Genomic DNA, 24,887 nt, shown 5'->3' with positions numbered 1-24,887 from the left:
AAATGAACAAAACAGAGTTACGACAAAAATACAAAGCCTTACGAAATTCACTTTCCGAAAATGAAGTGGAAGAAATGAGTTTGGCTGTAGCCAATAAAATACTGACACTCCCGCTTTGGGAAAAGACCTATTTTCATATTTTCCTTCCCATAACAGAACAAAAAGAGGTTAATACCGAATTTATTTTACACTTATTATCCGGAAAAGATAAAGAGATTATCGTATCCAAAGCTGATTTCGCTACCCGAAATATGACCCATTTCTTATTGACGGATAACACTAAAATCAAGAAAAACGAATATAACATTCCAGAACCTGCAGATGGTATTGAAGTTCCTTCGGCTAAAATTGAGGTAGTTTTTGTTCCGCTCTTGGCTTTCGATAAAAAAGGGCATCGTGTAGGTTACGGCAAAGGGTTTTATGATAAATTTTTATCGGAATGCAAACCGGATTCGATCAAAATTGGACTGTCTTTCTTCGAACCTGAAGAAATTATTGAAGATGTTTTTGAAGGCGATATACAACTGAATTATTGCGTGACGCCAAATTCAATTCACTCGTTTTAATTTGGAATGCGTACTTTCGCAGCAGATACAATAAAAATAATTTATGAAAACATTCAAAAATTCAAGATTTGCAGTAAGCGTTATGGTTATTTTATTCGCAGTTTCATTTTCAAATTGCAGCATTCAAACCGGAACTAGCAGATCAAGTTATAAAGCTAAAAAACTTCCTCCTGGACAAGCTAAAAAAATATATGGCGGAAAAAGTGCGAAACGTTACGCACCCGGACATAACAAAAACTAATTAAGCAAAAAGACCTGTTCAAATCATGAACAGGTCTTTTTGTATAGGGTAAAAACGCTGAATCTAATTGTGATGAAATGCTTTTTTATTAAAGAAAATCAAGATTCCAACTCCGGTAGAAATCGCCATATCGGCAATATTGAAAATTGCATTGAAAAAAGTAAATTCTTTTCCTCCCCAAATTGGCAACCAACTCGGTAGATTTCCATGCCAAAAAGGAAAGTAAAACATATCTACTACTTTTCCGTGAAACCAGGTTCCATAGGGTTGATCTGAAAACAAAGTAGCTAATTGTTGTTGACTGTCGTCAAATATAACCCCATAAAAAACAGAATCAATAATATTTCCGAAAGCTCCGGCCAAAATCAATGATATAGCTACAATTAAATAATTAGAACTGTGTTTTCTTTCCACAGAATCCCACAACCAATACCCAATTCCACCTACAGCCACCAATCTAAAAAGCGTCAGGAATAATTTTCCGTATTCACCAGGAATTTCAGTTCCCCAAGCCATTCCTTCATTTTCGATAAAAAGAATTTTGAACCATTTGAATACTTCAACTTCTTCTCCTAAAATAAAATTAGTTTTAATATATATTTTGGAAACTTGATCAACAAGCAATAAGATAAAAATAAGGAGATACGCTTTTCGTAATGACATTTTATAAATTTTAATGGCGCAAAAATAACAATTTAATCAAAAAAAACGCTCCATTAGGAGCGTTAAATATTACACAACAAGTAGTTTATCTTTGCAAATTCTTTGCCTCAATACTCATTGTTGCATGAGGAACGATTTTTAATCTTTCTTTCCCAATTAGTTTACCTGTAACTTTACACACACCGTATGTTTTATTTTCTACACGGAAAAGTGCATTTTTCAAATCACGAATAAACTTTTCCTGACGGATTGCCAGTTGAGAATTCGCTTCTTTAGACATCGTTTCACTTCCTTCTTCAAAGGCTTTAAAGGTAGGCGAAGTATCATCAGTCCCATTATTCAAATCATTCATGTATGCACTTTTTATCAGATCTAAATCAGCTTGTGCTTTTTGAATTTTGTTAAGGATTATCTCTTTGAACTCTGCTAAATCAGCGTCAGAGTATCTTGCAATTTCATCTACCATTGTTGTATTATTTTGAAATTAAAATCATTGTTTTTATATCGTCAAATTCAATTTCTGTCCCGTTTTCTAATTCATCTACAAAAACCAAATCACTAGTTAATGTTTCTGATTTTATATACGCTTCATTTTCAAGAATTGCCTCTTCTAAAAGTCCATTTCTCTTCAATTGAACTTTAATTTTATCAGTAACTTCAAATCCGGAATCTTTACGGATATTCTGGATTCTGTTTACTAATTCTCTTGCAATTCCTTCTTGTTTTAAAGCTGGTGAAATTGTAATATCCAGCGCAACCGTTATTCCGTTTGAGTTCGCTACTAACCAACCCTCAATATCTTGAGATGTAATTTCTACATCTTCTAGAGTTAAAATTACGTTATTTCCTGCAATAACAATACCAAGACTTCCTTCCTTGTCTAATTGAGCAATCTGCTCTTTCGAAAATCCTTGTATCTCTTTAGAAATCAATCCCATATCCTTTCCAAAACGGGGTCCAAGCGCCTTGAAATTAGGCTTAATTTGTTTAACCAAAACACCGGAAGCATCGTCCAAAAGTACGATTTCTTTCACGTTTACCTCTGCTTTTATAAGGTCGGAAACAGCTTCAATTTCAGCTCTTTGATTGTCGTCAAGTACTGGAATCATTACCTTTTGCAACGGTTGACGTACCTTTATCATTTCCTTCTTTCGGAGTGATAATACCAATGATGAAATGGTCTGTGCTTTCTGCATTTTGCTCTCTAACATTTTATTAACATAGTTTTCAACCGAAATTGGAAACTCCGCCAAATGTACGCTGTCATACTTTTCCGACTGTGTCGCTAGAGTTAAGTCTCTGTAAAGTTTGTCCATAAAGAACGGAGCGATTGGCGCTCCCAGTTTACTTATGGTTAACAAACAGGTATATAAGGTTTGATAAGCCGCTATTTTATCCTGCGCATATTCCCCTTTCCAGAAGCGTCTTCTGCACAAACGAACGTACCAGTTACTTAAGTTTTCCTGTACAAATTCAGAGATTGCACGAGCTGCTTTCGTTGGTTCATAATCCGCATAAAAACCGTCCACTTCTTTGATCAAAGTGTTCAGTTCTGACATGATCCATTGGTCAATTTCCGGTCTTTCGTTTAACGGAATCTCTGCTTCTTCGAATTTGAAACCATCAATATTCGCATATAAACTAAAGAAAGAATACGTATTGTATAAAGTTCCAAAGAATTTTCTGCGTACCTCAGCGATTCCTTCTAAGTCAAATTTCAAGTTGTCCCAAGGATTCGCATTCGATATCATGTACCAACGCGTCGCATCTGGACCGTATTCTTTTAATGTTTCAAATGGATCTGCGGCATTTCCTAAACGTTTGGACATTTTTTGTCCGTTTTTGTCTAAAACCAATCCATTAGAAACTACATTTTTATACGCTACTTTGTCAAAAACTAATGTTCCAATGGCGTGCAAGGTATAAAACCAACCACGTGTTTGATCTACTCCTTCTGCAATGAAATCAGCAGGAAAATCTTTGTTTTCATCTATTTTATCTTTGTTTTCAAAAGGATAATGCCATTGCGCATACGGCATGGAACCTGAATCAAACCAAACGTCAATCAAGTCTGCTTCACGCGTCATTGGTTTGCCAGAAGCAGAAACCAAGGTGATTTCATCGACTACATTTTTATGTAAATCAACTAAATCGTAATTGGATTCGGCCATATTTCCAATTTCGAAACCTTTGAAAGGATTTTCTTTTTGGAAACCGGCAGCGATAGATTTTTCGATTTCGTTGTATAATTCTTCAACAGAACCTATTAAGATTTCTTCTTGTTTGTCTTCGGTTCTCCAAATTGGCAATGGAATTCCCCAGAATCTTGAACGGGATAAATTCCAGTCATTGGCATTTTTCAACCAATTCCCAAAACGTCCTTCTCCGGTTGCTTTTGGCTTCCAGTTGATGGTTTCGTTCAAGTCAAACATTCTGTCTTTAACTTCAGAAATTTTTATAAACCAAGAATCCAAAGGATAATATAAAATAGGTTTATCCGTTCTCCAACAATGTGGATAACTGTGGACATATTTTTCTACTTTAAATGCTCTGTTTTCTTCTTTTAATCGGATGGCGATTTCAACGTCTACCGAACGTTCCGGCGCTTCACCTTCGTTATAATATTCATTTTTTACATATTTACCGGCATATTCTCCCACGTGCGAAGTGAATTTTCCTTGCAAATCTACTAACGGAACCGGAGTTCCATATTCGTCAAGAACTAACATTGGCGGAACTTCAGGCGTAGCTTCTTTGGCTACTTTTGCATCATCAGCACCAAAAGTAGGCGATGTATGTACAATTCCGGTACCATCTTCGGTAGTTACAAAATCCCCTGAAATTACTCTAAAAGCATTTTCCGAATTTTGATACGGAAGTACTAAAGGCATTAATTGTTCGTAACGAATGTCAACTAAATCAGCTCCTTTGCATTCCGCCAAAACCTGATATGGGATTTTCTTGTCGCCTTCTTTGAAATTTTCAAAATCAGCAGGTTCATTACTTTCAAAGAATCCTTTTCCGAATTGTTTTCCAACTAAATTCTTAGCCAAAATCAATGTTGCCGGACGAAACGTATATTGATTGAATGTTTTTACTAAAGCATATTCAATTTTTGGACCTACAGTCAAAGCGGTATTACTTGGCAATGTCCAAGGTGTAGTAGTCCAAGCTAGAATAAAGATTTCGTCTAAATCCAACGCTTCTAACTTATAATGCAGTAAATTATTAGAACTGATGTAATCGTAAAACTTTGAGAATAACAACTCTTTGTGCGCGTCAATCACTTTAAATTGTGCTACAACTGTAGTATCCGTTACATCACGATAACTTCCAGGTTGGTTCACTTCGTGAGAAGATAATCCTGTTCCTGCTTTTGGAGAATACGGCTGAATGGTGTAGCCTTTGTACATCAAGTCCTTGTTGTAGATTTGTTTCAAAATCCACCAAACCGTTTCCATATATTTGGATTTGTAGGTAACATAGGGATCTTCCATATCAACCCAATAGCCCATTTTTTCGGTCAAATCATTCCATACATCCGTATAACGCATCACGGTTTTTTTACACGCTTCGTTGTATTCTTCGATGGAAATGGTTTTTCCAATATCTTCTTTGGTGATTCCTAATTCTTTTTCGGTACCTAATTCCACAGGCAAACCATGGGTGTCCCAGCCTGCTTTACGCTTTACTTGGAACCCTTTTTGAGTTTTATATCTGCAAAAAATATCTTTAATAGCACGCGCCATTACGTGGTGAATTCCCGGTAATCCATTTGCCGAAGGCGGCCCTTCAAAAAACACGAATGGTGGGTTTCCTTCACGAGTGGTTACGCTTTTCTCGAATATATTTTCTTTCTTCCAAAAATCCAGAACTTCTGACGCCACAGTTGGTAAGTCAAGTCCTTTGTATTCAGTAAATTTTGTACTCATTTTATCCTTTTCTAAATCGAGGTGCGAAAGTAAGGAATTTTGAATAAAAGAAAGAAAAGATGAGAGAAAATAGACAAATTTGATTAGAGAATTCGATAAAATTCATCATAAGTCCGACAACAGAACTTTCTATGAGAAGACTTCTTTTAAAACGTCTAATGATTTTGGTTTTTTAAAGCCGTCCAAATGAAAACTGTAGTAATCGATCAGTATCCTCAAAACGATTTGTCTTTCAATGACATGAAATGTTTTTTGATTGTTGTCGAATCTCAAGTCAATCAGTTTTTTAAACAAATTACTTTCATGTTCCGTAAGTGAGCTGACGGCATGAAAAGGCGTAAAAATACCTTCGTTCATTTCGAAAAAAGGCATATCCATGTCGGAAGTATCAGGATAAAAACCCAAATATTTTGTAGTTTCCAATAATAAAATCAAGTGAAAATTAGCAATTTCATCGTGATTGTCCAACCAATGCAAAGCGGTTTCCAGAAAGGTAAAAAGATGCTCATTCGTTTCTTCTTCGTGAATGGAATGATGCAACATTTCTGAAATAAACATCACAATCGTACTCTTATAAATATCTGAATGAATCGAATGAAAAGGAGTTGCAATTTTTATTTCCTTGAAATTTTCTAAAGTGCCTTTATTTTTATGAACCGATTCAATTTCGAGAATCGTCAACGGTTGAAAATAAGCGATTTTCTGATTCGCTTTTCGGCTTGAAAAAGCATCCCGAACGAAGTACGATTTCAAACCATGCGACAACGTGAAGCATTTGACAATCAAGCTTTTTTCCTGAAACTTTAATGACGAAAGGACGATGGCTTTGGTTTTGACTTGCACAATTTTTTTGTTTAAAGTTTAAAGTTTAAAGTTTAAAGTTTAAAGTTTCAGATTGTAAAGACAAACCAAACTCAAAACCAAAAACAAATTATCTGATTATCATTACTTTTTTAACTTTGGTTTCTACTCCGTCTTGTGCAGAAATAAAAATCATATACACACCAGAAGCAACTTTGTATTTACCAAAAGCGGTGGTATCCCATTCTATTGTTCCGCCTTCAGAAGTGGTTTCATAAACTAGATTTCCCTCAATATCGGTGATTTTAATAGTGGCTTTATCCAGTAATCCGACAATCTTAACGGTTCCTTGATATTCAGGACGCACGGGATTTGGATACACATAAGCATTACTTAAATCATCATTGGCAGCAGTCGAAACTCCTTTGAAAGAAACCAACCCTTTGGCAGTAGCGATAAAAACTTCGCCTGAAACGCTATTGATACCAATATCATTTATAACATTGCTAGGCAACGGTGAGTTGTTTATTGTAAAGTGATATTTGGTTTCCTTACCGTTTGGCGACACCAAAAACAAACCGGAATCAGCCGTTCCAATCCATTTATTATTCGCACCATCCACAGCAATGTCCGTAATGAATTGTTCAAACAACAATTCCTGGGCCAAGTTATCTTCTACAATTATTATTGGATTCGCCGTCATCTGTTCCTCCGATTGAAAATTACCTACATTAGGCAAAACCCGCAATCCTTTTGTGGTTCCTATCCAAAGTTGGTTTCTGGTATCTACTGCAACTGTTCTTACATTTGAAACAGGCAAATTCCCAGTATCTGGTCCTATTGTTATTTTCTTAAATTTCCCGGAACTCTCATTAAAACCAATCACTCCATCTTCACTGGTAGAAAGCCATTTGGTTCCATTTTTATCGATGGCTATTGTTCCAAAATTATTGTCAATAGCCGAATCTAAGATATTATCCATAGCATAACTTTGCCATTGTCCAGTAGATTTAAACACTTTCAATCCATTTTTTATCCGGCTGGTGGTAACCCAAAGATTTCCTGATTTGTCAAATGCCGTTCCGTTAACCCTTATATCTACATAATCAGGACCCACAAAGGTCAAAGATTCCAAACCACTATTGGTTTGATTGTATAAAATTGTAGGTACGTCATTTTCAATTTTCAATAATCCCGAGAAAAAAGAACTCGCATATACTTCGTTTTCATTGCTCGGATTAACTGTAATTCTGGTCATCGATTGTGCACCTAAAACTTGTTCATAAGGAATGTTCAACCATCCTGTTGCAGTAAACTTACTTACACCGTAACTATCTAATGGATACGGATTATAATCCGCGGAGTAATCTCCATAAACTGTCCAGAGTGCATTTGGTGTAACATGAAGCGAGAATATATTATTTCTTGCAGGGCCTATTGGCGTTATATTTTCAAAATTCACCGATGAAGATAAGGCAGTCGCAAACAATCCATTTTCTTTTGTTCCAATAAAAATAGTTGTCCCTATTACAGTAGCACAGGCAAAACGAATATTGCTTTCCGGGATTTGATTGGTATTTATTTGGCGCACTAAAGCCATTTGACTGTTGTAAATATAAATACTGCTTGAAGTCGTTACTATTAAATAATCGGCAGATACTCTCATATCTAATGAAGGTTGAGAAAGCTGGACAAATCCTGTAAAAGAATTTGATGCGGCAGAAAATTTTTGAACATTCCCAGAAGTATCAACAGCATACAAATCAGTCCCAAAAGTTGTTGCACTGGACCAGCTTCCAGTAGCAATTGTTTCCCATTGATTAAAATCGATTAAGTTTTCATTGGAAACAGCAGCCCTCCTTATTCCACTAGTTGTAGCAGCATAAATAAATCCATTGAACAATGCCGTTTGATTCACATTGATTTCAGCTCCATTATCTCCAATAAAATAAGTATCCCCAAACTGCATGGTAGTCAAATTAAATTGGACAATCCCAAAATCACACGATATATAAGCAATTCCTTCAAATTCCATGAAGTGATTGATTTTTTTTAAATTTGCGGGCAGTTGTTTATTGATGATATCGACCACATTCAATATGGTTCCATCTGCCTGATTAATTACCAATATCAGTCCGTTTTCGTATCCTACAATTGTCTTATTGAATGTTGCACTGAAGTATAGCGCCGAAATTGTTTGTCCGGAAAGTCCGTCTATGGTATTGGTTGTTTTAATTACGTTTGTCACTAAATTTTTTGAAAACAAAGCATTTTCGGAAGCAGCAAAAACAGCCGTTCCAGATTCTGATACATCTTTAATTTCGTTGTAAGAGAAATAACCCTGCCATGACAAATCGCTTTGGGCAAAACCCATTTGTACACAAAGCAGAAGCAAAAAATATAAAACGCTCTTTTTCATTATTTGTATGACTATTGGTTTACAAATATAGAACAAACGGAAGTCTTAGCATTTTGTTACATAAAAAAAATACCTTCGACCAATAACATCGGCAGAAGGCATTTTAAATTATAATTAAACCTGATTTACACCACTCCTTGAGCGAGCATAGCATCAGCAACTTTAACAAATCCGGCAATGTTTGCTCCTTTTACGTAGTTCACATAACCTTCCTCGTCTGTACCATATTTTTTACATTGATTATGAATTCCAACCATAATCTCCTTAAGTCTTGTATCTACTTCTTCACTGGTCCAGTTTAAACGAATAGAGTTTTGAGTCATCTCTAATCCTGACGCTGCTACACCACCAGCATTTGCTGCTTTTCCTGGCGCAAAAAGAACTTTAGCTTTCAAGAATTGTTTGATTGCTTCTAAAGTACATGGCATATTTGCTGCTTCTGTTACACAAATAACACCGTTTGCAATTAATTTTTTAGCATCCTCCTCGTTCAACTCATTTTGAGTAGCACAAGGTATTGCCACATCGACTTTTACTTCCCAAACACTTTTCCCTCTGTGGAATTGAGCTTTTGGATATTTTTCTAAATAAGCTTCGGCTCTATTATCACCTCTTGCTCTCATTTCAAGCATGAAGTCAATTTTGTCTCCAGAAATTCCTTCTTCGTCATAAATATAACCATCAGGACCTGAAATAGTAACTACTTTTCCACCAAGATCATTTACTTTCAAAGCAACTCCCCAAGCAACATTACCAAATCCAGAAATAGAAACTGTTTTACCATTAATGCTTTGACCAATAGTTTTCAACATCTGTTCCGCAAAATAAACTACTCCGTAACCCGTAGCTTCTGGTCTGATCAATGATCCTCCGTAAGCCAATCCTTTTCCAGTTAGGACTCCAGTAAATTCGTTTTTGATTCTTTTGTATTGACCAAACAAATAACCAATTTCTCTTGCACCAACACCAATATCTCCTGCAGGAACGTCTAATTGTGGCCCTATGTGTCTGCACAATTCAGTCATGAAAGACTGACAGAAACGCATTACTTCACCATCAGATTTTCCTTGTGGATCAAAATCAGATCCTCCTTTTCCTCCACCCATTGGCAAAGTAGTCAAGCTATTTTTAAAAACTTGTTCGAATGCTAAAAATTTAAGCACGGATAAGTTTACAGTATGATGAAAGCGTATCCCACCTTTGTATGGCCCGATTGCAGAGTTCATTTGAATTCTGAAACCTCTGTTTACCTGAATTTCACCACTATCATCTACCCAAGGGACACGAAATATAATTGAACGCTCAGGCTCCGACATTCTGAGAAGCAAATTTTTTCCATCGTATTTTTTTTGCTCTGCAATAAATGGAATTACAGTTTCTGCAAATTCCCTAACAGCTTGAATAAATTCAGGTTCATTTGGATTTTTGGCTTCAACTTGAGCCATAAAATCATTTATTTTTAGTAACATAGACTATAATATTTTAATTATGAAAACGATTTCGTTGTAATTTACAAATATACATTTTATAAAAATATTCAGACTCTGTTTTCTTAATTTATCAATAGAATTATCTTTTTATTAGACATTCACAAACAATTACGTTTAAGATATGCCCATTTAAACCAAATGACTACCACTTTCGTAAGTAAATAAGAATTTGTCTGCTTATTTTTAATTTTTTTAATAATTGATGTTTACATATATTTGCAACGATTCGAAATTTGAAATGAAAATGCTTAATTATAAAATTATTGTTTTATTTATTCTATTTGGATTTTCAGGTGCAATAAACGCTCAAATTGGTATCGCCCACGAAATAGGAGTTGTGTTTGGTCCGGTTATGTTTAAATCCGACTATGGTGCCCGCAACGATTTAGGAACAAACATAAATAATAATGGATTTGGAATAGGACTAGTTCATTATTTGAATTTTTCATACAACACCAATAATGAGACTTTTTTTTCTGAACACTTTAAAGTACGTTCTGATATTTCATATAATAAGAGTGAATTCAAACATTATGGGGAATATGTCGAAAAAAACAGTAATTCCACAGGAGTCCAGCAACTTAGGGCCATGCGAGGTTCTTCAGGAATTTTCAATTTAGGAACACAACTTGAATATTCTCCGATAAAAATTCATGACTTTGAAAAAACAATCGGCAGTTTTGGACCTTACGCCAGTATTGGTGCCCAATTGAGTTATTATTCAGCCAAAGCAAATTCTACACTTGGAGAATTGGGAATTCCATCAATTACTTTTCCAAAATACCTAACTCCTTCAGACGGTCATCCTTTCGGGTTTTCAAATGAAAGTAAAGCTGTTTTCTCTATCATTTCAAGTATTGGAACACGATACAAATTAAGCCCTTTACAAGATTTAATTATCGATTTTAGATTTCAGTATTTCAATTCTGATTGGGTGGATGGCTTAAATCCAAATCCTGCAATCTATAAAGAAAACAAAGCTAATGACTGGTTAGTTTGGGTGAATCTAGGGTATATTTATTATCTATAAACAACGTCGTAAAAAAAAGCTCCAATTCTAAATTTTAGAATTGGAGCTTTTTTATTTAAGATATTTAGTTACGCTAATGCTTGTTTCAAATCTTCGATTAAATCCTCAGCATCTTCAATACCTACGCTTAATCGAACCAAATCATCAGTAATTCCAACTTCCTTACGTTTGTCTTCCGGAATCGATGCATGCGTCATTAAAGCCGGATGATTTGCTAATGACTCTACTCCGCCTAAAGATTCAGCCAGTGTGAAAACTTTTAGTTTTTCCAAAAAGTCAATTGCATCTTCTTTTTTGCCCGAAACAAAAGTAAACGATACCATTCCACCAAAACCACTCATTTGTTTTTTGGCAATTTCATGATACGGATGGCTCGGTAATCCCGGATAATATACTGTTTTTACTTTTGGATGATTGTTTAAAAACTCCACTACTTTTCCACCATTTTCACAATGTCTTTCCACACGCAAATGCAAGGTTTTAATTCCTCTAAGCACTAAGAAACTATCCATTGGCCCCAATGTTGCTCCTGTAGCAAATTGTTGAAAATGCAATTGTTCTCCAAGTGCTTCGTCTTTTACAATTAAAGCGCCGGCAATAACATCAGAATGGCCTCCCAAATATTTAGTCGCCGAATGCATTACAATATCAGCACCTAAATCCAATGGTTTTTGCAAATAAGGCGTTGCAAAAGTATTATCAACCGCAAAAAGAATTTTCTTTTCCTTGGTGATTTTTGCGATTTCCTGAATATCGGCTAGTTTCATCAAAGGGTTTGTTGGTGTTTCTACCCAAACCAGTTTTGTATTTTCATTGATTAATGACTTGAATTTCTCGATGTCATTCATATCCACAAAATGGAATTTTATACCGGAATCTTTGTAAATACGAGTAAACATTCTGTACGTACCACCATATAAATCGTCCATTGCAATGATTTCATCCCCAGATTTAAAAGAACGTAAAACACAATCCGTTGCTGCTAACCCTGATGAAAAAGCCAATCCTCGAGTTCCGTTTTCGATACTTGCCAAAGCGTTTTCAAGCGCGCTTCTGGTAGGATTTGCAGCCCTGCTGTACTCATAATCTGGATTTATAGGTTGCCCCGGACTCGTTTGTACAAAAGTTGATGTTTGATAAACTGGAGGCATAACTGCTCCTGTGCTTGGGTCGTGGTGCTGTCCACCGTGAATGACTTTAGTATTGAATTTCATAAGTTGAATTTTTTGATGCAAAAATGTTTCACAAATTTACCCTTTAATTTATTTTAACCAAGCCACAAGTTGATACCTTTGTATTTAATTAACAATTTTGAGATGAAACACTTTATTATTTACACTTTACTGCTTTTTTCGGCTGCGCAATGTTCTAAAGAATTGGTTTTTGAAGAGGAATCTTTTCAGAAAAAAACGACGATGCCCTGTAAAGAAAACTGTCCGTCTATTAGTGTGAAAATACCCGTTGCAAATGCCGTCCCAGTTGTTGCGGACAGCATCAATAAAAAAGTGTTTTCAGTAATGAAAGAGATTATTTATTTTGGAGAAAAGCCCTATTCAGCAACTAATTATGATAGCTTATTGGCTTCTTTTATTGATTCCTACGAGAAACTTCAGAAAGAATTTCCCAATGATAAATTTGGGTGGGAAGCTGATATTGAAGGAAATGTAAAATACCAATCCGATGCTGTATTGAATATTGAAATCAAACATTACACCTATACTGGTGGCGCTCACGGATACCAAGGTTTGCGCTCCCTGCTTTTTGACCCAAATACCGGAAAATCAATCTCGAATGAGGAATTATTTAATGATAAAGCAGCTTTCAAGGCTTTCGCCGAAAAAAAATTCAGGGCAAAATATAAAATCCCTGCAAACAAATCCATCAATGCAACCGGATTGATGTTTGAGAAAGAAAAATTCCAATTGCCACAAAATATATTTTATACCGATAAAGGATTGTTGCTTTATTACAATTCCTACGAAGCCGCATCGTATGCTGACGGACCAAAAGAATTATTATTGCCGTACACTGAAGTGAATGATTATTTGGCGGTTAAATAATAAATGGTCTTTAAAAAATGAAATGTTTTTTTAAAGACCAAATAGTGTTTTTTAACGATTCGCTAGCCCCGATAGAAGCGGATATCCTTTTACTTTTTTCTTTAAAAAGGAAAAGATATAAGCGAATAGCGGGATTAAGCTCCCAATATTCTTAGAAATAATCCTAAATAAACTTTCTAATACTCATCATAATCCCAATGTGAAGCCCTTCATGGAAATTACTGAAAGCCATGGCATCTTCGGCATTTCTTAGAACGTGATCGCCAGTTGAAGTGGTATATTCCATATAGTTTTTAAAAATTTTATTGTCATAATCCACTTTAGTTTGCTGAATAGTTTCAAACAATAACGATTTGATTTCGTCTACTTCGGCTTGGGTTGCGATGTGTTCCGGCTTGGTTCCCTTTTTGTATTTCTCGACTAATTCATCAGAAACCATCATCGGCAAACCAGAAAGCTTGTATACTAAAAGTTGTTGTGAGACGATAATGTGACCGATATTCCAAATCAAATTATTGCTGAATCCTTCCGGAATCGTGTTGAGTTGGTCAAGATTGTATCCCGATAGAAATTTTGAAACCATATTTCTGCTTGTAGTGCTGACGTCGAATAATTGATTCATTTTTTTATTTTTTTGATAAAAATAATCATTTTCCGTGTCAAATGAATTTTCTTTGCACAAAGAAATCGCTATTTACATGGACATAATATACTACCTCGCTTCTTGCGACACCTGCAGAAAAATTATAAAATCATTACCGAAAGAACATGATTTTAAATTTCACGACATCAAACAAGATCCAATTACTGTTGCCGAATTAGAAAAAATGCGTGAGCTTTCCGGCAGTTACGAGGCGCTTTTCAGCAAAAAAGCACAGTTGTACAAATCGATGGATTTGAAGAACAAATCATTGACCGAAGAAGATTACAAAAAGTACATTTTGGAACATTACACGTTTTTGAGTCGTCCTGTTTTTATCATCAAAGACAAAATTTACATTGGCAATACCCAACAAAATATGTTGCAGGTAATGAAAGCTTTGGTATAATGTCCAAAAGAAATCTTGCACTTATTGGCGCCACAATTGTCTCTATAATTTACGGCGTCACGTTTACCATTGCCAAAGATGTCATGCCGTTGTATATTGATGCCTATGGTTTCATCTTGTTGCGCGTAGGCGGTTCAGTGCTATTGTTTTGGCTGGTTTGGTTTTTAATGCCAAAGGAGAAAATTGCACTCACTGATTTCCCTCGAATTATTGCGGCAGCTTTCTTTGGCGTGGCGTTTAATATGCTTACGTTTTTCAAAGGATTAAGCCTTACTTCGCCTATTAGTGCTGCGGTAATAATGGTTTCAACACCAATGATTGTTTTGACGCTTTCGGCATTGATTATGAAGGAACGTATGCAAAAACGAATGGTTTCTGGGATTATCCTTGGATTAATCGGGACTGCTTTTCTCATTCTGTATGGAAAATCCATTGGCAGCGCCACAAACGCCGGTTTGGGAAATTTTCTGGTTTTGGTCAACGCCATTTCCTATGGATTTTACCTGATTATCGTCAAGAAATTAATGGACAAATACAATGCGTTTACGTTTGTAAAATGGATTTATTTGTTTGGATTTATTATGGTTTTGCCTTTTGGCTGGAGCCAATTTCAAACTGTGAACTGGAATTTGGTTCCAATGGATATTTGCTGGAAAATAGGGTTTGTAGTTGTTTTTTCTACCTTCCTGACATATTTACTAAATTTGCTTTCGATGAAAGAATTAAAACCAACCACGGTTGCCGTTTTTATTTATTTACAACCGCTATTCGCCACTATTTTTGCGATAAGCTTGGGCAAAGACGAATTGAGTTTGGTGAAAATTGGTTCGGCAGTTTTGATATTTGTGGGTGTTTATTTGGTTACACAGAAGAAGAGTGTTCAGTAATCAGTGTTCTGACGTTGATTTAGAATCTTCTAATTTCAATCCATTTACATGTCTAAACTTATTTATAAAAAAGCACTGAATACTAAAAACGGACCACTGACCACTTTTTTATTATCTTTGACCTCTTTTAGAAAATTATATGATACAATCAATGACGGGTTTTGGTAAAGCGACTTTGCAATTACCAACCAAAAAAATCACGGTAGAAGTAAAATCTTTAAACAGTAAAGGTTTGGATTTGAATGTGAGAATGCCTTCGCTGTACCGCGAAATGGAATTGGGTTTACGCAACCAAATTGCACTGAAACTGGAAAGAGGAAAAGTAGATTTTTCTATTTTTATCGAAAGTACCGCGGAACAAACTTCTACGAAAGTGAACGTGCCGATTGTAAAAGCATATATCAATCAGTTAAGAGAAGTTTATGCTGATGCTGATGAAACCGAACTAATGAAAATGGCAGTTCGCATGCCGGACACCATGAAAATAGAACGTGATGAAATCGAGGAAAACGACTGGGTACAAATCCAAACCGTTATCGAAGAAGCGTTGCAAAACATCCTGAACTTTAGAAAAGATGAAGGAATGTCTCTTGAAAAAGAATTTCAATTGCGAATTGGCAATATTCGTCAATACATGACCGAAGCTTTAGCACTTGATCCAGAGCGCGTTCAAGCCATAAAAGACCGTTTGCAAACTGCAATCTCAGAATTGAAAGTGAATGTAGATGAAAATCGTTTCGAACAGGAATTGATTTATTATTTAGAGAAATTAGACATCACCGAAGAAAAAGTGCGTTTAACGAATCACTTGGATTATTTCTTGGAAACCATCAACGGAACCGAAGCTAACGGTAGAAAATTAGGTTTTATTACCCAGGAAATGGGACGTGAAATCAACACGATGGGCTCTAAATCCAATCACGCACAAATGCAAAAATTAGTCGTTCAGATGAAAGACGAATTGGAAAAAATCAAGGAACAAGTATTAAACGTATTGTAATTATTAACCTGCAAAGTTATATAACCTTGCAGGTTAATTAATTTTATAAGATACCTACAAGGTTTATTAAACCTTGCAGGAAAACATAAACAGATACTGAAATAAATTCAGCATAAAATGAGCACAGGAGGAAAATTAATCGTTTTTTCGGCACCATCAGGATCGGGAAAAACTACTATCGTTAGACATTTATTAAGCAAAGAAGATTTGAATCTTGAATTTTCGATTTCGGCAGCTTCCCGCGCACCAAGAGGCGAAGAAGTAAATGGAAAAGATTATTATTTCATGTCTACCGAAGAATTCAAAAAACACATCAAAAACGAAGACTTTCTGGAATGGGAAGAAGTGTACCGCGATAATTTTTACGGAACTCTGAAAAGCGAAGTAGAACGTATTTGGGCCAAAGGAAAAAATGTGATTTTTGATATTGACGTATCCGGCGGATTGCGCATCAAACATAAATTCCCAGAAGAAACTTTAGCCGTTTTTGTGAAACCTCCAAGTGTGGATGAACTGAAAAGAAGACTGAAAGAACGCTCTACCGAGAGTGATGACAAAATCAATATGCGTATCGCCAAAGCATCTGTTGAGTTGGCAACAGCGCCGCAATTTGATGTGATTATAAAAAACTACGATTTGCCTATAGCTCTTGAAGAAGCATATCAATTGGTAAAGAATTTTGTTAAGGATTAGAAGATTAAAAAATTAAAGAATTGAAAAATTCAAAGTTATTTCTAATCTTTAAATCATTTAATTTTTAAATTAATGAAAGTAGGACTTTATTTCGGAACGTTTAATCCCATTCATGTTGGACATCTCATCATCGCCAATCACATGGCGGAACATTCTGATTTAGACCAAATTTGGATGGTAGTTACGCCGCACAATCCTTTGAAGAAAAAAAGCACGTTGCTCGATGATTACCATCGCTTGCAAATGGTACATCTTGCCACCGAGGATTTTCCTAAAATAAAACCTTCGGATATTGAGTTTAAATTGTCACAGCCTAATTATACGGTAAATACTTTGGTTCATTTAGAAGAAAAATATCCAAATTACGAGTTCTCCTTAATCATGGGCGAAGACAATTTAAAATCTTTGCACAAATGGAAAAACTACGAAGTGATTCTCGAAAACCATGATATTTATGTTTATCCAAGACTCGAGACCAAAGGTTCTGTTGAAGAAGCAATTTCTGCCGACGTGGAAAATTTGGATTTAAAAATTTTACAAAAATTCGGTACAAAAATTCACATGATTGACGCTCCGGTTGTTGAAATATCATCGACATTTATTCGAGATAATATCAAGAAAGGGAAAAATGTACAGCCTTTATTACCAGCAAAAGTTTGGGAATACATTGATCATAACAATTTTTATAAGAAATAATTATCCCAAAACCCTTTTCAATTCCTGTTGAATATTTTCGAAAATCGTACTCAAATTATCGTTTTTACCGGATAATACAAACACTTCTGTACTTGGCATTTGCTTGCTGTTCCACAACAATTGGATTTTATTTTCTTCGATTAAACTTCTCGCATTGCAATCCCATACGACCGCTATTCCGGTATTTTTCGAAATGATTTCGAGCATTTCATATTCGGATGGAATGATATAATTAGGAATCATCGAAGGTCTTTTTTTATTAAAAACATGCAACCAAAATAATTTGATATGCGGAATTTGCGCATTGTGACTGAACCATTTTTGGTCGTTTAACCACTGTTCCGTTGCAGAAAAATCCTTTGTTTTAATACTAGATTTCAACTCGGAAGCATCGATAGTATTGGAACCTACAATCACTTGTTTAATTTCTCCAACCTTTTTCTGAATGGTATCAAACGTGTCATATTGTTTTGTTACAACCGCAAAATCTAATTTTTTAGAATCGACCAATTCAAAAAGCGCATCGTTTTCATGGAAGCTAAAATCAATGAATTCGAATTTGGAAACCAAAGCACTTCCCAAACTTCGCATCAAATGCTTTGAAATCCCAATAGAAATTAATCGATTGGCATTGAACGCTTTGGCACGAAAACCATTCTCCACATTTTCCAGTCGATCCAGTGCTTCAATGATTAAATTATTGAGTAACTTAGCGTATTCCGTTGGTTCCACGCCTTTAGACTTTCGATTAAAAAGTTTATATCCAACATGCGCTTCCAACATGGATATTTGCTGACTAACAGCAGGTTGACTAATAAATAATTCTTTGGCAGCCAAAGAAAAATTACCGTTTTTATAAACGGATTTAAACGTTCGATACCATTCTAGATTGACCATGATATAAATATATTTATCACAAACATAATTTAAATTATTTTTACTAATAGCATATTCGCCGTAAATTTGTACAAAGAAAATTAAAGATGAAGAAAATCGCATTATTTGCCATTATAATATTAACCGCAAGTTGTATTACAGCAACTGCACAAAATAAAAAAGGTATGAAAAAAGTATTATTCGTTCTAACTAGTCATAGTGAATTAGGGAACACAGGAGAAAAAACAGGATTTTGGATTGAAGAATTTGCTGCTCCTTATTATGAGTTAGCAGATAAAGGAGTGATTATTGATATTGCATCGCCCTTAGGAGGACAGCCACCAATTGACCCAAAAAGTTCAGATCCATCTTCGGCAACTGAAGACACTAAAAGATTTGACAAAGATACTGAGCTACAAGCTAAACTAAGCAAAACACACAAGCTAGCCGATGTTAAACAAGCTGACTATGATGCTGTTTTTTATCCTGGAGGTCATGGTCCATTATGGGATTTGGCAACCGATGCAAATTCAAGTGCTTTAATTGAATCTTTTTACACGAATAACAAGCCTGTTGCTTTTGTATGTCATTCACCAGCAGTGTTGAAAAACGTAAAAGTAAATGGAGAATTTTTAGTTAAAGGTAAAAAAGTAACTGGATTTTCAAATACAGAAGAAGAAGCCGTGGGATTAACTAATGTTGTTCCATTTTTATTAGAAGATGCCTTGAAAGCTAACGGTGCTACTTATTCAAAAATAGGAGATTGGCAGCCTTATGCTGTAGAAGATGGTCTTTTGATTACAGGTCAAAACCCGGCTTCGTCTAAACTAGTTGCAGAAAAATTATTGAACCAATTGAATTCAAAAAAATAAGAAGATGTTAAATTTCGAATTATACAATCCTACCAATTTAGTTTTTGGAAAAGGACAAATAGAAAAATTATCCACTTTAGTACCAAAAGGAGCAAAAATACTTTTGGCGTATGGCGGTGGAAGTATTTTCAAAAATGGAATTCATGAGCAAGTAATCAACAATCTGAAGGGTTTTGAAATCGTAGAATTTGGAGGAATTGAACCAAATCCACATTTTGAAACATTGATGAAAGCAGTTGACGTTATCAAGGAACAAAACATAGATTTTATCCTTGCCGTTGGTGGAGGTTCTGTAATTGATGGCGTAAAATTCATTTCGGCCGCTGTGAACTTTGACGGAAATCCAATGGATATTCTTCAAAAGAGATTATTGATTAAAGATTTGTCTAAAGTGGTTCCTTTTGGAACTGTATTGACTTTACCGGCAACTGGAAGCGAGATGAATTCAGGAGCTGTAGTAACTATTGAAGCTACGCAGGAAAAATTAGCTTTTGGTGGCTCTGCATTATTTCCAAAATTTTCTATATGTGATCCAACCGTAATTGAATCTTTGCCAAAAAGACAATTGCAAAACGGAGTTGTTGACGCCTACACCCATGTCTTGGAACAATACTTAACATATCCGCACGAAGGATATCTTCAAGATAGAATTGCAGAAAGCATTTTACAAACTTTGATTCAAGTGGGGCCAGAAGTAGTTGAAAATCCTAAAGATTATGCTTTGGCTTCCAACTTTATGTGGAGTTGTACGATGGCTTTGAATGGATTAATCCAAAAAGGAGTTCCTTCGGATTGGGCAACGCACATGATTGGGCACGAATTAACGGCTTTGTACGGAATAGATCACGCCAGAACATTGGCAGTTGTGGGTCCAAATTTATACCGAGTAATGTTTGAAACTAAAAAAGGAAAATTGGCACAATATGGAAAACGTATTTTCAATTTAACGGGAACTGAAGATGAAATCGCAAACGAAGCCATCAACAAAACCGTTGAATTTTTCCACACGATGGGAATGGACACTAAATTATCTGATTATACAAAAGATTTTGATAAAACGGCAGATTTTATAGTGGATCGTTTTAAAGAAAGAGGTTGGTTAGGATTAGGCGAAAAACAAAATATCACTTTAGAAAAGGTTAAATCTATTGTTGAAATGAGTTATTAATTAAAACAACTTAATACCAATTACCTTGGTTTAAATAAAAAGGCGTTCTCATTTTTTGGGAACGCCTTTTAAAATTCTAAATTATAACTAACTAACTCAATTCTCATTATCCTGTTAAATTATTAAACAATAAATAACAAGAACGAAATAGCTATACTTATATTGTGTTAAAATTTAAAAAAAATTGAAATTATTTTTCATTCTCAATAATTGCAGTATTTCCAACACGTTTAAAAATCAACCTTCTTGTTCTAATTTTATTTGTATAATCAGTCCTTTTTTAAGTACTTTTGATTAAATTCAATAAAAAAATGGCTGAAAATATAAAATTCGCAGTAATAGGTGGTGGAAGTTGGGCGACAGCGATAGCAAAAATGTTATGCGTAAATCTTACCGAGATTTCGTGGTACATGCGCAATGAAGCTGCTATAGAGCATATTAAAACCTACAAACATAATCCAAATTATTTAAGTTCGGTTGAATTTGATACTAAAAAACTGAAACTAACCAGTGACATCAATGAAGCTGTAGCGTATGCAGATTACATAATTTTTGCTATTCCATCTGCTTTTTTGGATGGTGAATTAGCAAAATTAACCGTTTCTCTAAAAGATAAAATCATTTTCTCGGCGATTAAAGGAATTGTCCCTGAAACAAGTTTAATTGTAGGAGAACATTTTCATGTAAAATATGACATTCCTTATTACAACATTGGTGTAATTACAGGTCCTTGTCACGCTGAAGAAGTTGCCATGGAGCGTCTTTCCTATCTTACGATTGCTTGCGGCGATCCTGATAAAGCCAAAGTCGTTGCAAAAAATTTATCTGGAAATTACATCAAAACCAAAATTACAGACGATATTATAGGAACGGAATATGCAGCGATGTTAAAGAACATTTATGCAATTGCAGCAGGAATGGCTCATGGTTTAGGTTATGGCGATAATTTCCAGTCGGTATTGATGAGTAATGGGATACGCGAGATGAAAAAATTTATCAAGAAAGTTCATAAGATGAAACGAAACATCAATGACTCTGCTTATTTAGGCGATTTATTGGTTACCGGTTATTCTATATTCTCCAGAAACAGAATGTTCGGGAATATGATTGGTAAAGGCTACACCGTTAAATCAGCAATGATGGAAATGAGTATGGTTGCTGAAGGATATTACGCAGTAAAAAGCGCGTATAAACTCAATCAGGCTTATGGTGCCAAAACACCAATTATAGATGCAGTGTACAGTATATTATACGAAGGTCAGGATGCTAAAGCCGTATTCAAAAAACTGACCGACAAACTCGATTAATTCAGCTTCAAATAACAACCAAACACAATTACTTCATGAGCGAAAGATGGAAATATCAAATTAAAACTGGCGGAATTTGGGGTGTATTTATGACGGTATTCAATGTATTATTCGACATTAAAGAAATCCCTTTTTCGGAACAGGTTGCTATGCCTAATTTTTATATTCGAGCAGCTGCCTATATCGCTGTAGGGATATTTGTTTTAGGTTATTTTACCTGGAAATCCAAAGTTAAACAACAGAACCGCTAAATCATTTCTATGAGCGAAAGTTGGAAATTTTAGATTAAAAATGGTGGGATTTGGGGATTTATTTTTGCCTTATGTCTATCCGTTTTTGACCTGTTCGAAATGTCTTTTGAAGATGTTTTTTTGTCCAAAAAAAATCTACTCCGAGCACTTTATTTCGTTTTAGTCGGAGTTATTTATAGTGGGCTATTTGAATTGGAAGAAAAAAGTCATACGTGATGACGATAGTGCTGAACTATCTCACGATAACGCCGTCAACAAATAAGATAGGCACTTCTTCGACTTCCGTTTCATTGATGAAATTTGCTTTGAAAGTAAACTTTTTATCGTATAATTTGTCCCCAATAAAAAAGGTGAGCATGAACTCATTGTTAAGTGTCAAAACACTCTTTTCGATCATTTCAATTTTTACCACAGAAACTGCAGGCACTTCTACAAAAGCATGACGCAAAAGTGAGGTTTTTTTCATTTCACCGTCTATGGTTCCAAATGCTTTGGAAACAACCATAACGCTTTCGATTAGAAAATCACTGTCGTTTATTAAGTAAGCATACCATACTTTTTCCATAAAATCGTCGCTCCATTCTTGGACCGCTGCAAGGAAAACATTTTCTACTTCGGGAATGATGATGTCGGCTTTCATTTATTTGATTGTTGATTGATGATTAACGATTTTTGATTGTAGATTTAAACTTCTAAAATCAAAAATCGCTGATCAAAAATTTTAATTTTTATATACTTGATTTGAATTGCTCCAAGAAACGAACGTCATTTTCGTAAAACATACGGATGTCTCCGATTTGATACAACAACATGGCAATTCTTTCGATTCCCATTCCAAACGCGAAACCAGTATATTCTTCCGGACTGATGTTACAGTTTTTTAATACATTAGGATCTACCATTCCACAACCACCAATTTCTAACCAACCGGTCCCTTTGGTGATACGATAATCGGTTTCGGTTTTCAAACCCCAATAAATATCGATTTCAGCACTTGGCTCTGTAAACGGGAAATAAGACGGACGCAAACGGATTTTTGATTTTCCAAACATCTCTTTGGTGAAATACAAAAGCGTTTGTTTTAAGTCGGCAAATGAAACGTCTTTGTCAATGTATAATCCTTCTACTTGGTGGAAAATACAGTGTGAACGGGACGAAACAGCCTCATTACGAAAAACCCTTCCCGGAGAAATGGTACGAATGGGCGGTTTATTATTTTCCATGTAGCGCACTTGCACCGATGAAGTGTGCGTACGCAATAAAATATCAGGATTGGTCTGAATAAAAAACGTGTCTTGCATATCACGTGCTGGATGGTATTCCGGTAAGTTCAATGCGGTAAAATTATGCCAGTCGTCCTCAATTTCCGGACCTTCGGAAACGTTAAAACCTATGGTTGAAAAGATGTCTATAATTTGGTTTTTAACCAATGAAATAGGGTGACGAGAGCCAATAATAACTGGTTCAGGTGAACGGGTCAAATCCCCATAAAACCCTTTGCTTTCTTCTTTGCTTTCTTCTTTGCTTTCCAAAGCTTCCTGAATGGATTTTACTTTTTCTTCGGCAGAAGTTTTAAGCAGGTTAATTACCTGTCCAAATTCCTTTTTTTGGTCGTTAGGAACATTTTTAAATTCAGCGAAAAGCTCTTTCAAAAGTCCTTTGCTTCCTAAAAATTTAATTCGAAAAGTTTCTAATTCTGCTGTATTTTGCGTTGAAAAAGCCTGTGCTTCGCCAATATATTCTTTTATCTTATCTATCATTTTCATTGCATAATTGAGAGTGCAAATTTAAGAAATTTGTTCCAAGTTTCAAGTTTAAAGTTTCAAGTTTGTTGCATTACATTTAAAACTAAAGATGTTACTTAAATTAGCTATTCTATTACTTCTCTTTCCAAGAAATAATTTACAATGGCTTCTTTCATCAAAACCGATTGTTCTCCAGCTTTTAGCGGTGGTAATTCCTCTTTTACTTTGTAATGTGGCCATCCGTCTTCATCAAAAAATTCGAATTCATAAAAACCATACGGTTCTAATAAACGACATATTGCGATGTGCATCAGGTTTAATTTTTCGTCTTTTTTAAACTCTCTGTGTACTTTTCCGAGTTCCTGAACACCAATTAAATAAATTATGGCGTCTAAATCTAAATCTTCACCTTGCGAAAATTGATTGGAAAGTATATTGACAAGCTGTTCCCAGCGTTCTTTAAGTTGTGTGTCTCTTGACATTTTTTTGAATTATGAATTATGAATTATGAATTATGAAATCCGCGCTCATAAAATTATTTTGGCAAAGATAAGAACTTGAAAACTGACAATGGTAAAGAACAATTCTTTTATATTTGCGGATATAATTTTCTTAATTAAGCGTTATGGGGTTTTTAGATATTATTTTGGGTGTACTACTCGCTTTCGCTTTTTATAAAGGAATCAGAAATGGTCTTTTTGTCGAACTAGCTTCGTTGGTTTCGCTATTGGCTGGAATTTATTTTGCTGTCAAATTTTCTTCCTTTATGCGGGATATTTTAGTAGGATATGTGAAGTGGAATCCCAATACAATCCAGGTTGTTGCCTTTATACTGACGTTTATCGCTGTGGTTGTGGTAGTCACAATTTTAGGAAAGTTCCTCACAGGAATTGCCGATTTTGCTTTTTTAGGCTGGTTGAATAAATTGGGCGGCGGTTTTTTCCGAGTGCTCAAAACAATTTTGATTATCAGTATTGTCTTTGCGGTTTTCGAAAAAATAAATTACAATCATATTTTAGCCAAAAAAGAAACTTTAGACAATTCACTTTTTTACAATCCAATCCAAAAAACAGCGGGATATATGTATCCGTCACTAAAGGAATGGTACAGTAGTTTGAAGAAAAAGTAAGCAATATTCACA

The 24,887-nt window shown here is 35.2% G+C and carries 26 protein-coding genes; 14 read left to right on the top strand and 12 right to left on the bottom strand.

Annotation, left to right across the window (positions count from 1 at the left end; genetic code table 11):
• Window positions 1-2: 2 nt before the first annotated feature.
• Both BC952_RS02845 and BC952_RS02840 read left to right on the top strand, forming a co-directional pair.
• Window positions 3-566: a 5-formyltetrahydrofolate cyclo-ligase gene (locus BC952_RS02845; protein ID WP_121364165.1), complete on the top strand. Its 564-nt coding sequence runs from the start codon at window positions 3-5 to the stop codon at window positions 564-566.
• A gap of 43 nt (window positions 567-609) precedes the next feature.
• Window positions 610-807: a hypothetical protein gene (locus tag BC952_RS02840; RefSeq protein ID WP_121364164.1), complete on the top strand. Its 198-nt coding sequence runs from the start codon at window positions 610-612 to the stop codon at window positions 805-807.
• Between the two features lie 63 nt (window positions 808-870).
• Here the strand turns inward: BC952_RS02840 and BC952_RS02835 are convergent, their stop codons facing one another.
• From BC952_RS02835 to gdhA, 6 genes are all read right to left on the bottom strand, one after another.
• Window positions 871-1,470 carry a lipoprotein signal peptidase gene (locus tag BC952_RS02835; protein ID WP_121364163.1) on the bottom strand — a complete coding sequence of 200 codons (600 nt, stop codon included), beginning with the start codon at window positions 1,468-1,470 and terminating at the stop codon, window positions 871-873.
• A gap of 85 nt (window positions 1,471-1,555) precedes the next feature.
• Window positions 1,556-1,936 (bottom strand): TraR/DksA family transcriptional regulator, encoded by a 381-nt coding sequence (locus tag BC952_RS02830; RefSeq protein ID WP_113634207.1) that lies wholly within the window; start codon window positions 1,934-1,936, stop codon window positions 1,556-1,558.
• 7 nt (window positions 1,937-1,943) lie between these two features.
• Window positions 1,944-5,402, bottom strand: a complete 3,459-nt coding sequence (gene ileS / locus BC952_RS02825; RefSeq protein WP_121364162.1) for an isoleucine--tRNA ligase — start codon at window positions 5,400-5,402, stop codon at window positions 1,944-1,946.
• A 129-nt stretch (window positions 5,403-5,531) separates the two neighbouring features.
• Window positions 5,532-6,245 (bottom strand): DNA repair protein RecO, encoded by a 714-nt coding sequence (gene recO / locus BC952_RS02820; RefSeq protein ID WP_121364161.1) that lies wholly within the window; start codon window positions 6,243-6,245, stop codon window positions 5,532-5,534.
• A gap of 88 nt (window positions 6,246-6,333) precedes the next feature.
• A complete protein-coding gene (porZ, locus tag BC952_RS02815; RefSeq protein ID WP_121364160.1) occupies window positions 6,334-8,622 on the bottom strand; it encodes a type IX secretion system anionic LPS delivery protein PorZ in 2,289 nt (762 codons plus the stop codon).
• 125 nt (window positions 8,623-8,747) lie between these two features.
• Window positions 8,748-10,091: an NADP-specific glutamate dehydrogenase gene (gene gdhA / locus BC952_RS02810; protein ID WP_121364159.1), complete on the bottom strand. Its 1,344-nt coding sequence runs from the start codon at window positions 10,089-10,091 to the stop codon at window positions 8,748-8,750.
• Window positions 10,092-10,356: 265 nt separating this feature from the next.
• Here gdhA and BC952_RS02805 point away from each other — a divergent pair, with 265 nt between their 5' ends.
• Window positions 10,357-11,142, top strand: a complete 786-nt coding sequence (locus tag BC952_RS02805; RefSeq protein ID WP_121364923.1) for a THC0290_0291 family protein — start codon at window positions 10,357-10,359, stop codon at window positions 11,140-11,142.
• 68 nt (window positions 11,143-11,210) lie between these two features.
• On the opposite strand, the gene BC952_RS02800 is transcribed toward BC952_RS02805, so the two are convergent.
• On the bottom strand, window positions 11,211-12,365 hold the full coding sequence (locus BC952_RS02800; protein ID WP_279629641.1) for a cystathionine gamma-synthase: 1,155 nt from the start codon (window positions 12,363-12,365) through the stop codon (window positions 11,211-11,213).
• Between the two features lie 93 nt (window positions 12,366-12,458).
• Between BC952_RS02800 and BC952_RS02795 the strand changes: the two genes are divergently transcribed.
• Window positions 12,459-13,202 (top strand): DUF3298 and DUF4163 domain-containing protein, encoded by a 744-nt coding sequence (locus tag BC952_RS02795; RefSeq protein ID WP_121364158.1) that lies wholly within the window; start codon window positions 12,459-12,461, stop codon window positions 13,200-13,202.
• Between the two features lie 163 nt (window positions 13,203-13,365).
• Here BC952_RS02795 and BC952_RS02790 read toward each other — a convergent pair whose 3' ends face one another.
• A complete protein-coding gene (locus BC952_RS02790) occupies window positions 13,366-13,824 on the bottom strand; it encodes a DinB family protein (RefSeq protein WP_121364922.1) in 459 nt (152 codons plus the stop codon).
• A 76-nt stretch (window positions 13,825-13,900) separates the two neighbouring features.
• Here BC952_RS02790 and BC952_RS02785 point away from each other — a divergent pair, with 76 nt between their 5' ends.
• The 5 genes from BC952_RS02785 (at window position 13,901) to nadD (ending at window position 17,527) form a co-directional block, all read left to right on the top strand.
• Window positions 13,901-14,251, top strand: coding sequence for an arsenate reductase family protein (locus tag BC952_RS02785; RefSeq protein ID WP_121364157.1), 351 nt, complete (start codon window positions 13,901-13,903; stop codon window positions 14,249-14,251).
• The gene (locus tag BC952_RS02780) at window positions 14,251-15,138 is read left to right on the top strand and encodes a DMT family transporter (protein ID WP_121364156.1); all 888 of its coding nucleotides are present in this window, start codon (window positions 14,251-14,253) and stop codon (window positions 15,136-15,138) included. The genes BC952_RS02785 and BC952_RS02780 overlap by 1 nt, the downstream gene beginning before the upstream one ends.
• 139 nt (window positions 15,139-15,277) lie before the next feature.
• Window positions 15,278-16,138 carry a YicC/YloC family endoribonuclease gene (locus BC952_RS02775; protein ID WP_121364155.1) on the top strand — a complete coding sequence of 287 codons (861 nt, stop codon included), beginning with the start codon at window positions 15,278-15,280 and terminating at the stop codon, window positions 16,136-16,138.
• A 117-nt stretch (window positions 16,139-16,255) separates the two neighbouring features.
• Entirely contained in the window at window positions 16,256-16,831 is a 576-nt protein-coding gene (gmk, locus tag BC952_RS02770; protein ID WP_121364154.1) for a guanylate kinase, read from the top strand.
• Between the two features lie 72 nt (window positions 16,832-16,903).
• The gene (gene nadD / locus BC952_RS02765; RefSeq protein WP_121364153.1) at window positions 16,904-17,527 is read left to right on the top strand and encodes a nicotinate (nicotinamide) nucleotide adenylyltransferase; all 624 of its coding nucleotides are present in this window, start codon (window positions 16,904-16,906) and stop codon (window positions 17,525-17,527) included.
• Here nadD and BC952_RS02760 read toward each other — a convergent pair whose 3' ends face one another.
• Entirely contained in the window at window positions 17,528-18,424 is an 897-nt protein-coding gene (locus BC952_RS02760) for a LysR family transcriptional regulator (protein WP_121364921.1), read from the bottom strand.
• A gap of 86 nt (window positions 18,425-18,510) precedes the next feature.
• On the opposite strand from BC952_RS02760, the gene BC952_RS02755 reads away from it, so the two are divergent.
• From BC952_RS02755 to BC952_RS02740, 4 genes are all read left to right on the top strand, one after another.
• Complete coding sequence (locus BC952_RS02755) at window positions 18,511-19,275, top strand: type 1 glutamine amidotransferase domain-containing protein (RefSeq protein WP_167445672.1); 765 nt, start codon at window positions 18,511-18,513, stop codon at window positions 19,273-19,275.
• Window positions 19,276-19,279: 4 nt separating this feature from the next.
• The gene (locus BC952_RS02750) at window positions 19,280-20,443 is read left to right on the top strand and encodes an iron-containing alcohol dehydrogenase (protein ID WP_121364152.1); all 1,164 of its coding nucleotides are present in this window, start codon (window positions 19,280-19,282) and stop codon (window positions 20,441-20,443) included.
• A gap of 311 nt (window positions 20,444-20,754) precedes the next feature.
• Complete coding sequence (locus BC952_RS02745) at window positions 20,755-21,750, top strand: NAD(P)H-dependent glycerol-3-phosphate dehydrogenase (protein ID WP_091166355.1); 996 nt, start codon at window positions 20,755-20,757, stop codon at window positions 21,748-21,750.
• Between the two features lie 35 nt (window positions 21,751-21,785).
• Entirely contained in the window at window positions 21,786-22,001 is a 216-nt protein-coding gene (locus BC952_RS02740; RefSeq protein ID WP_121364151.1) for a hypothetical protein, read from the top strand.
• 232 nt (window positions 22,002-22,233) lie between these two features.
• Here BC952_RS02740 and BC952_RS02735 read toward each other — a convergent pair whose 3' ends face one another.
• The 3 genes from BC952_RS02735 to BC952_RS02725 all read right to left on the bottom strand — a co-directional run bounded on the left by BC952_RS02735 (window position 22,234) and on the right by BC952_RS02725 (window position 24,228).
• A complete protein-coding gene (locus BC952_RS02735; RefSeq protein WP_121364150.1) occupies window positions 22,234-22,641 on the bottom strand; it encodes a hypothetical protein in 408 nt (135 codons plus the stop codon).
• 88 nt (window positions 22,642-22,729) lie between these two features.
• Window positions 22,730-23,761, bottom strand: a complete 1,032-nt coding sequence (gene pheS, locus BC952_RS02730) for a phenylalanine--tRNA ligase subunit alpha (RefSeq protein ID WP_121364149.1) — start codon at window positions 23,759-23,761, stop codon at window positions 22,730-22,732.
• A 110-nt stretch (window positions 23,762-23,871) separates the two neighbouring features.
• Window positions 23,872-24,228, bottom strand: a complete 357-nt coding sequence (locus BC952_RS02725) for a hypothetical protein (protein WP_113636327.1) — start codon at window positions 24,226-24,228, stop codon at window positions 23,872-23,874.
• A 143-nt stretch (window positions 24,229-24,371) separates the two neighbouring features.
• Here BC952_RS02725 and BC952_RS02720 point away from each other — a divergent pair, with 143 nt between their 5' ends.
• A complete protein-coding gene (locus BC952_RS02720) occupies window positions 24,372-24,875 on the top strand; it encodes a CvpA family protein (RefSeq protein WP_121364148.1) in 504 nt (167 codons plus the stop codon).
• Window positions 24,876-24,887: the final 12 nt, after the last annotated feature.

Origin of the sequence: Flavobacterium limicola (assembly GCF_003634755.1) — a bacterium.
Classification (GTDB): domain Bacteria; phylum Bacteroidota; class Bacteroidia; order Flavobacteriales; family Flavobacteriaceae; genus Flavobacterium; species Flavobacterium limicola.
The sequence above is the reverse complement of the archived record's forward strand: the minus strand, read 5'-3'. Positions and strand labels throughout refer to the sequence as shown.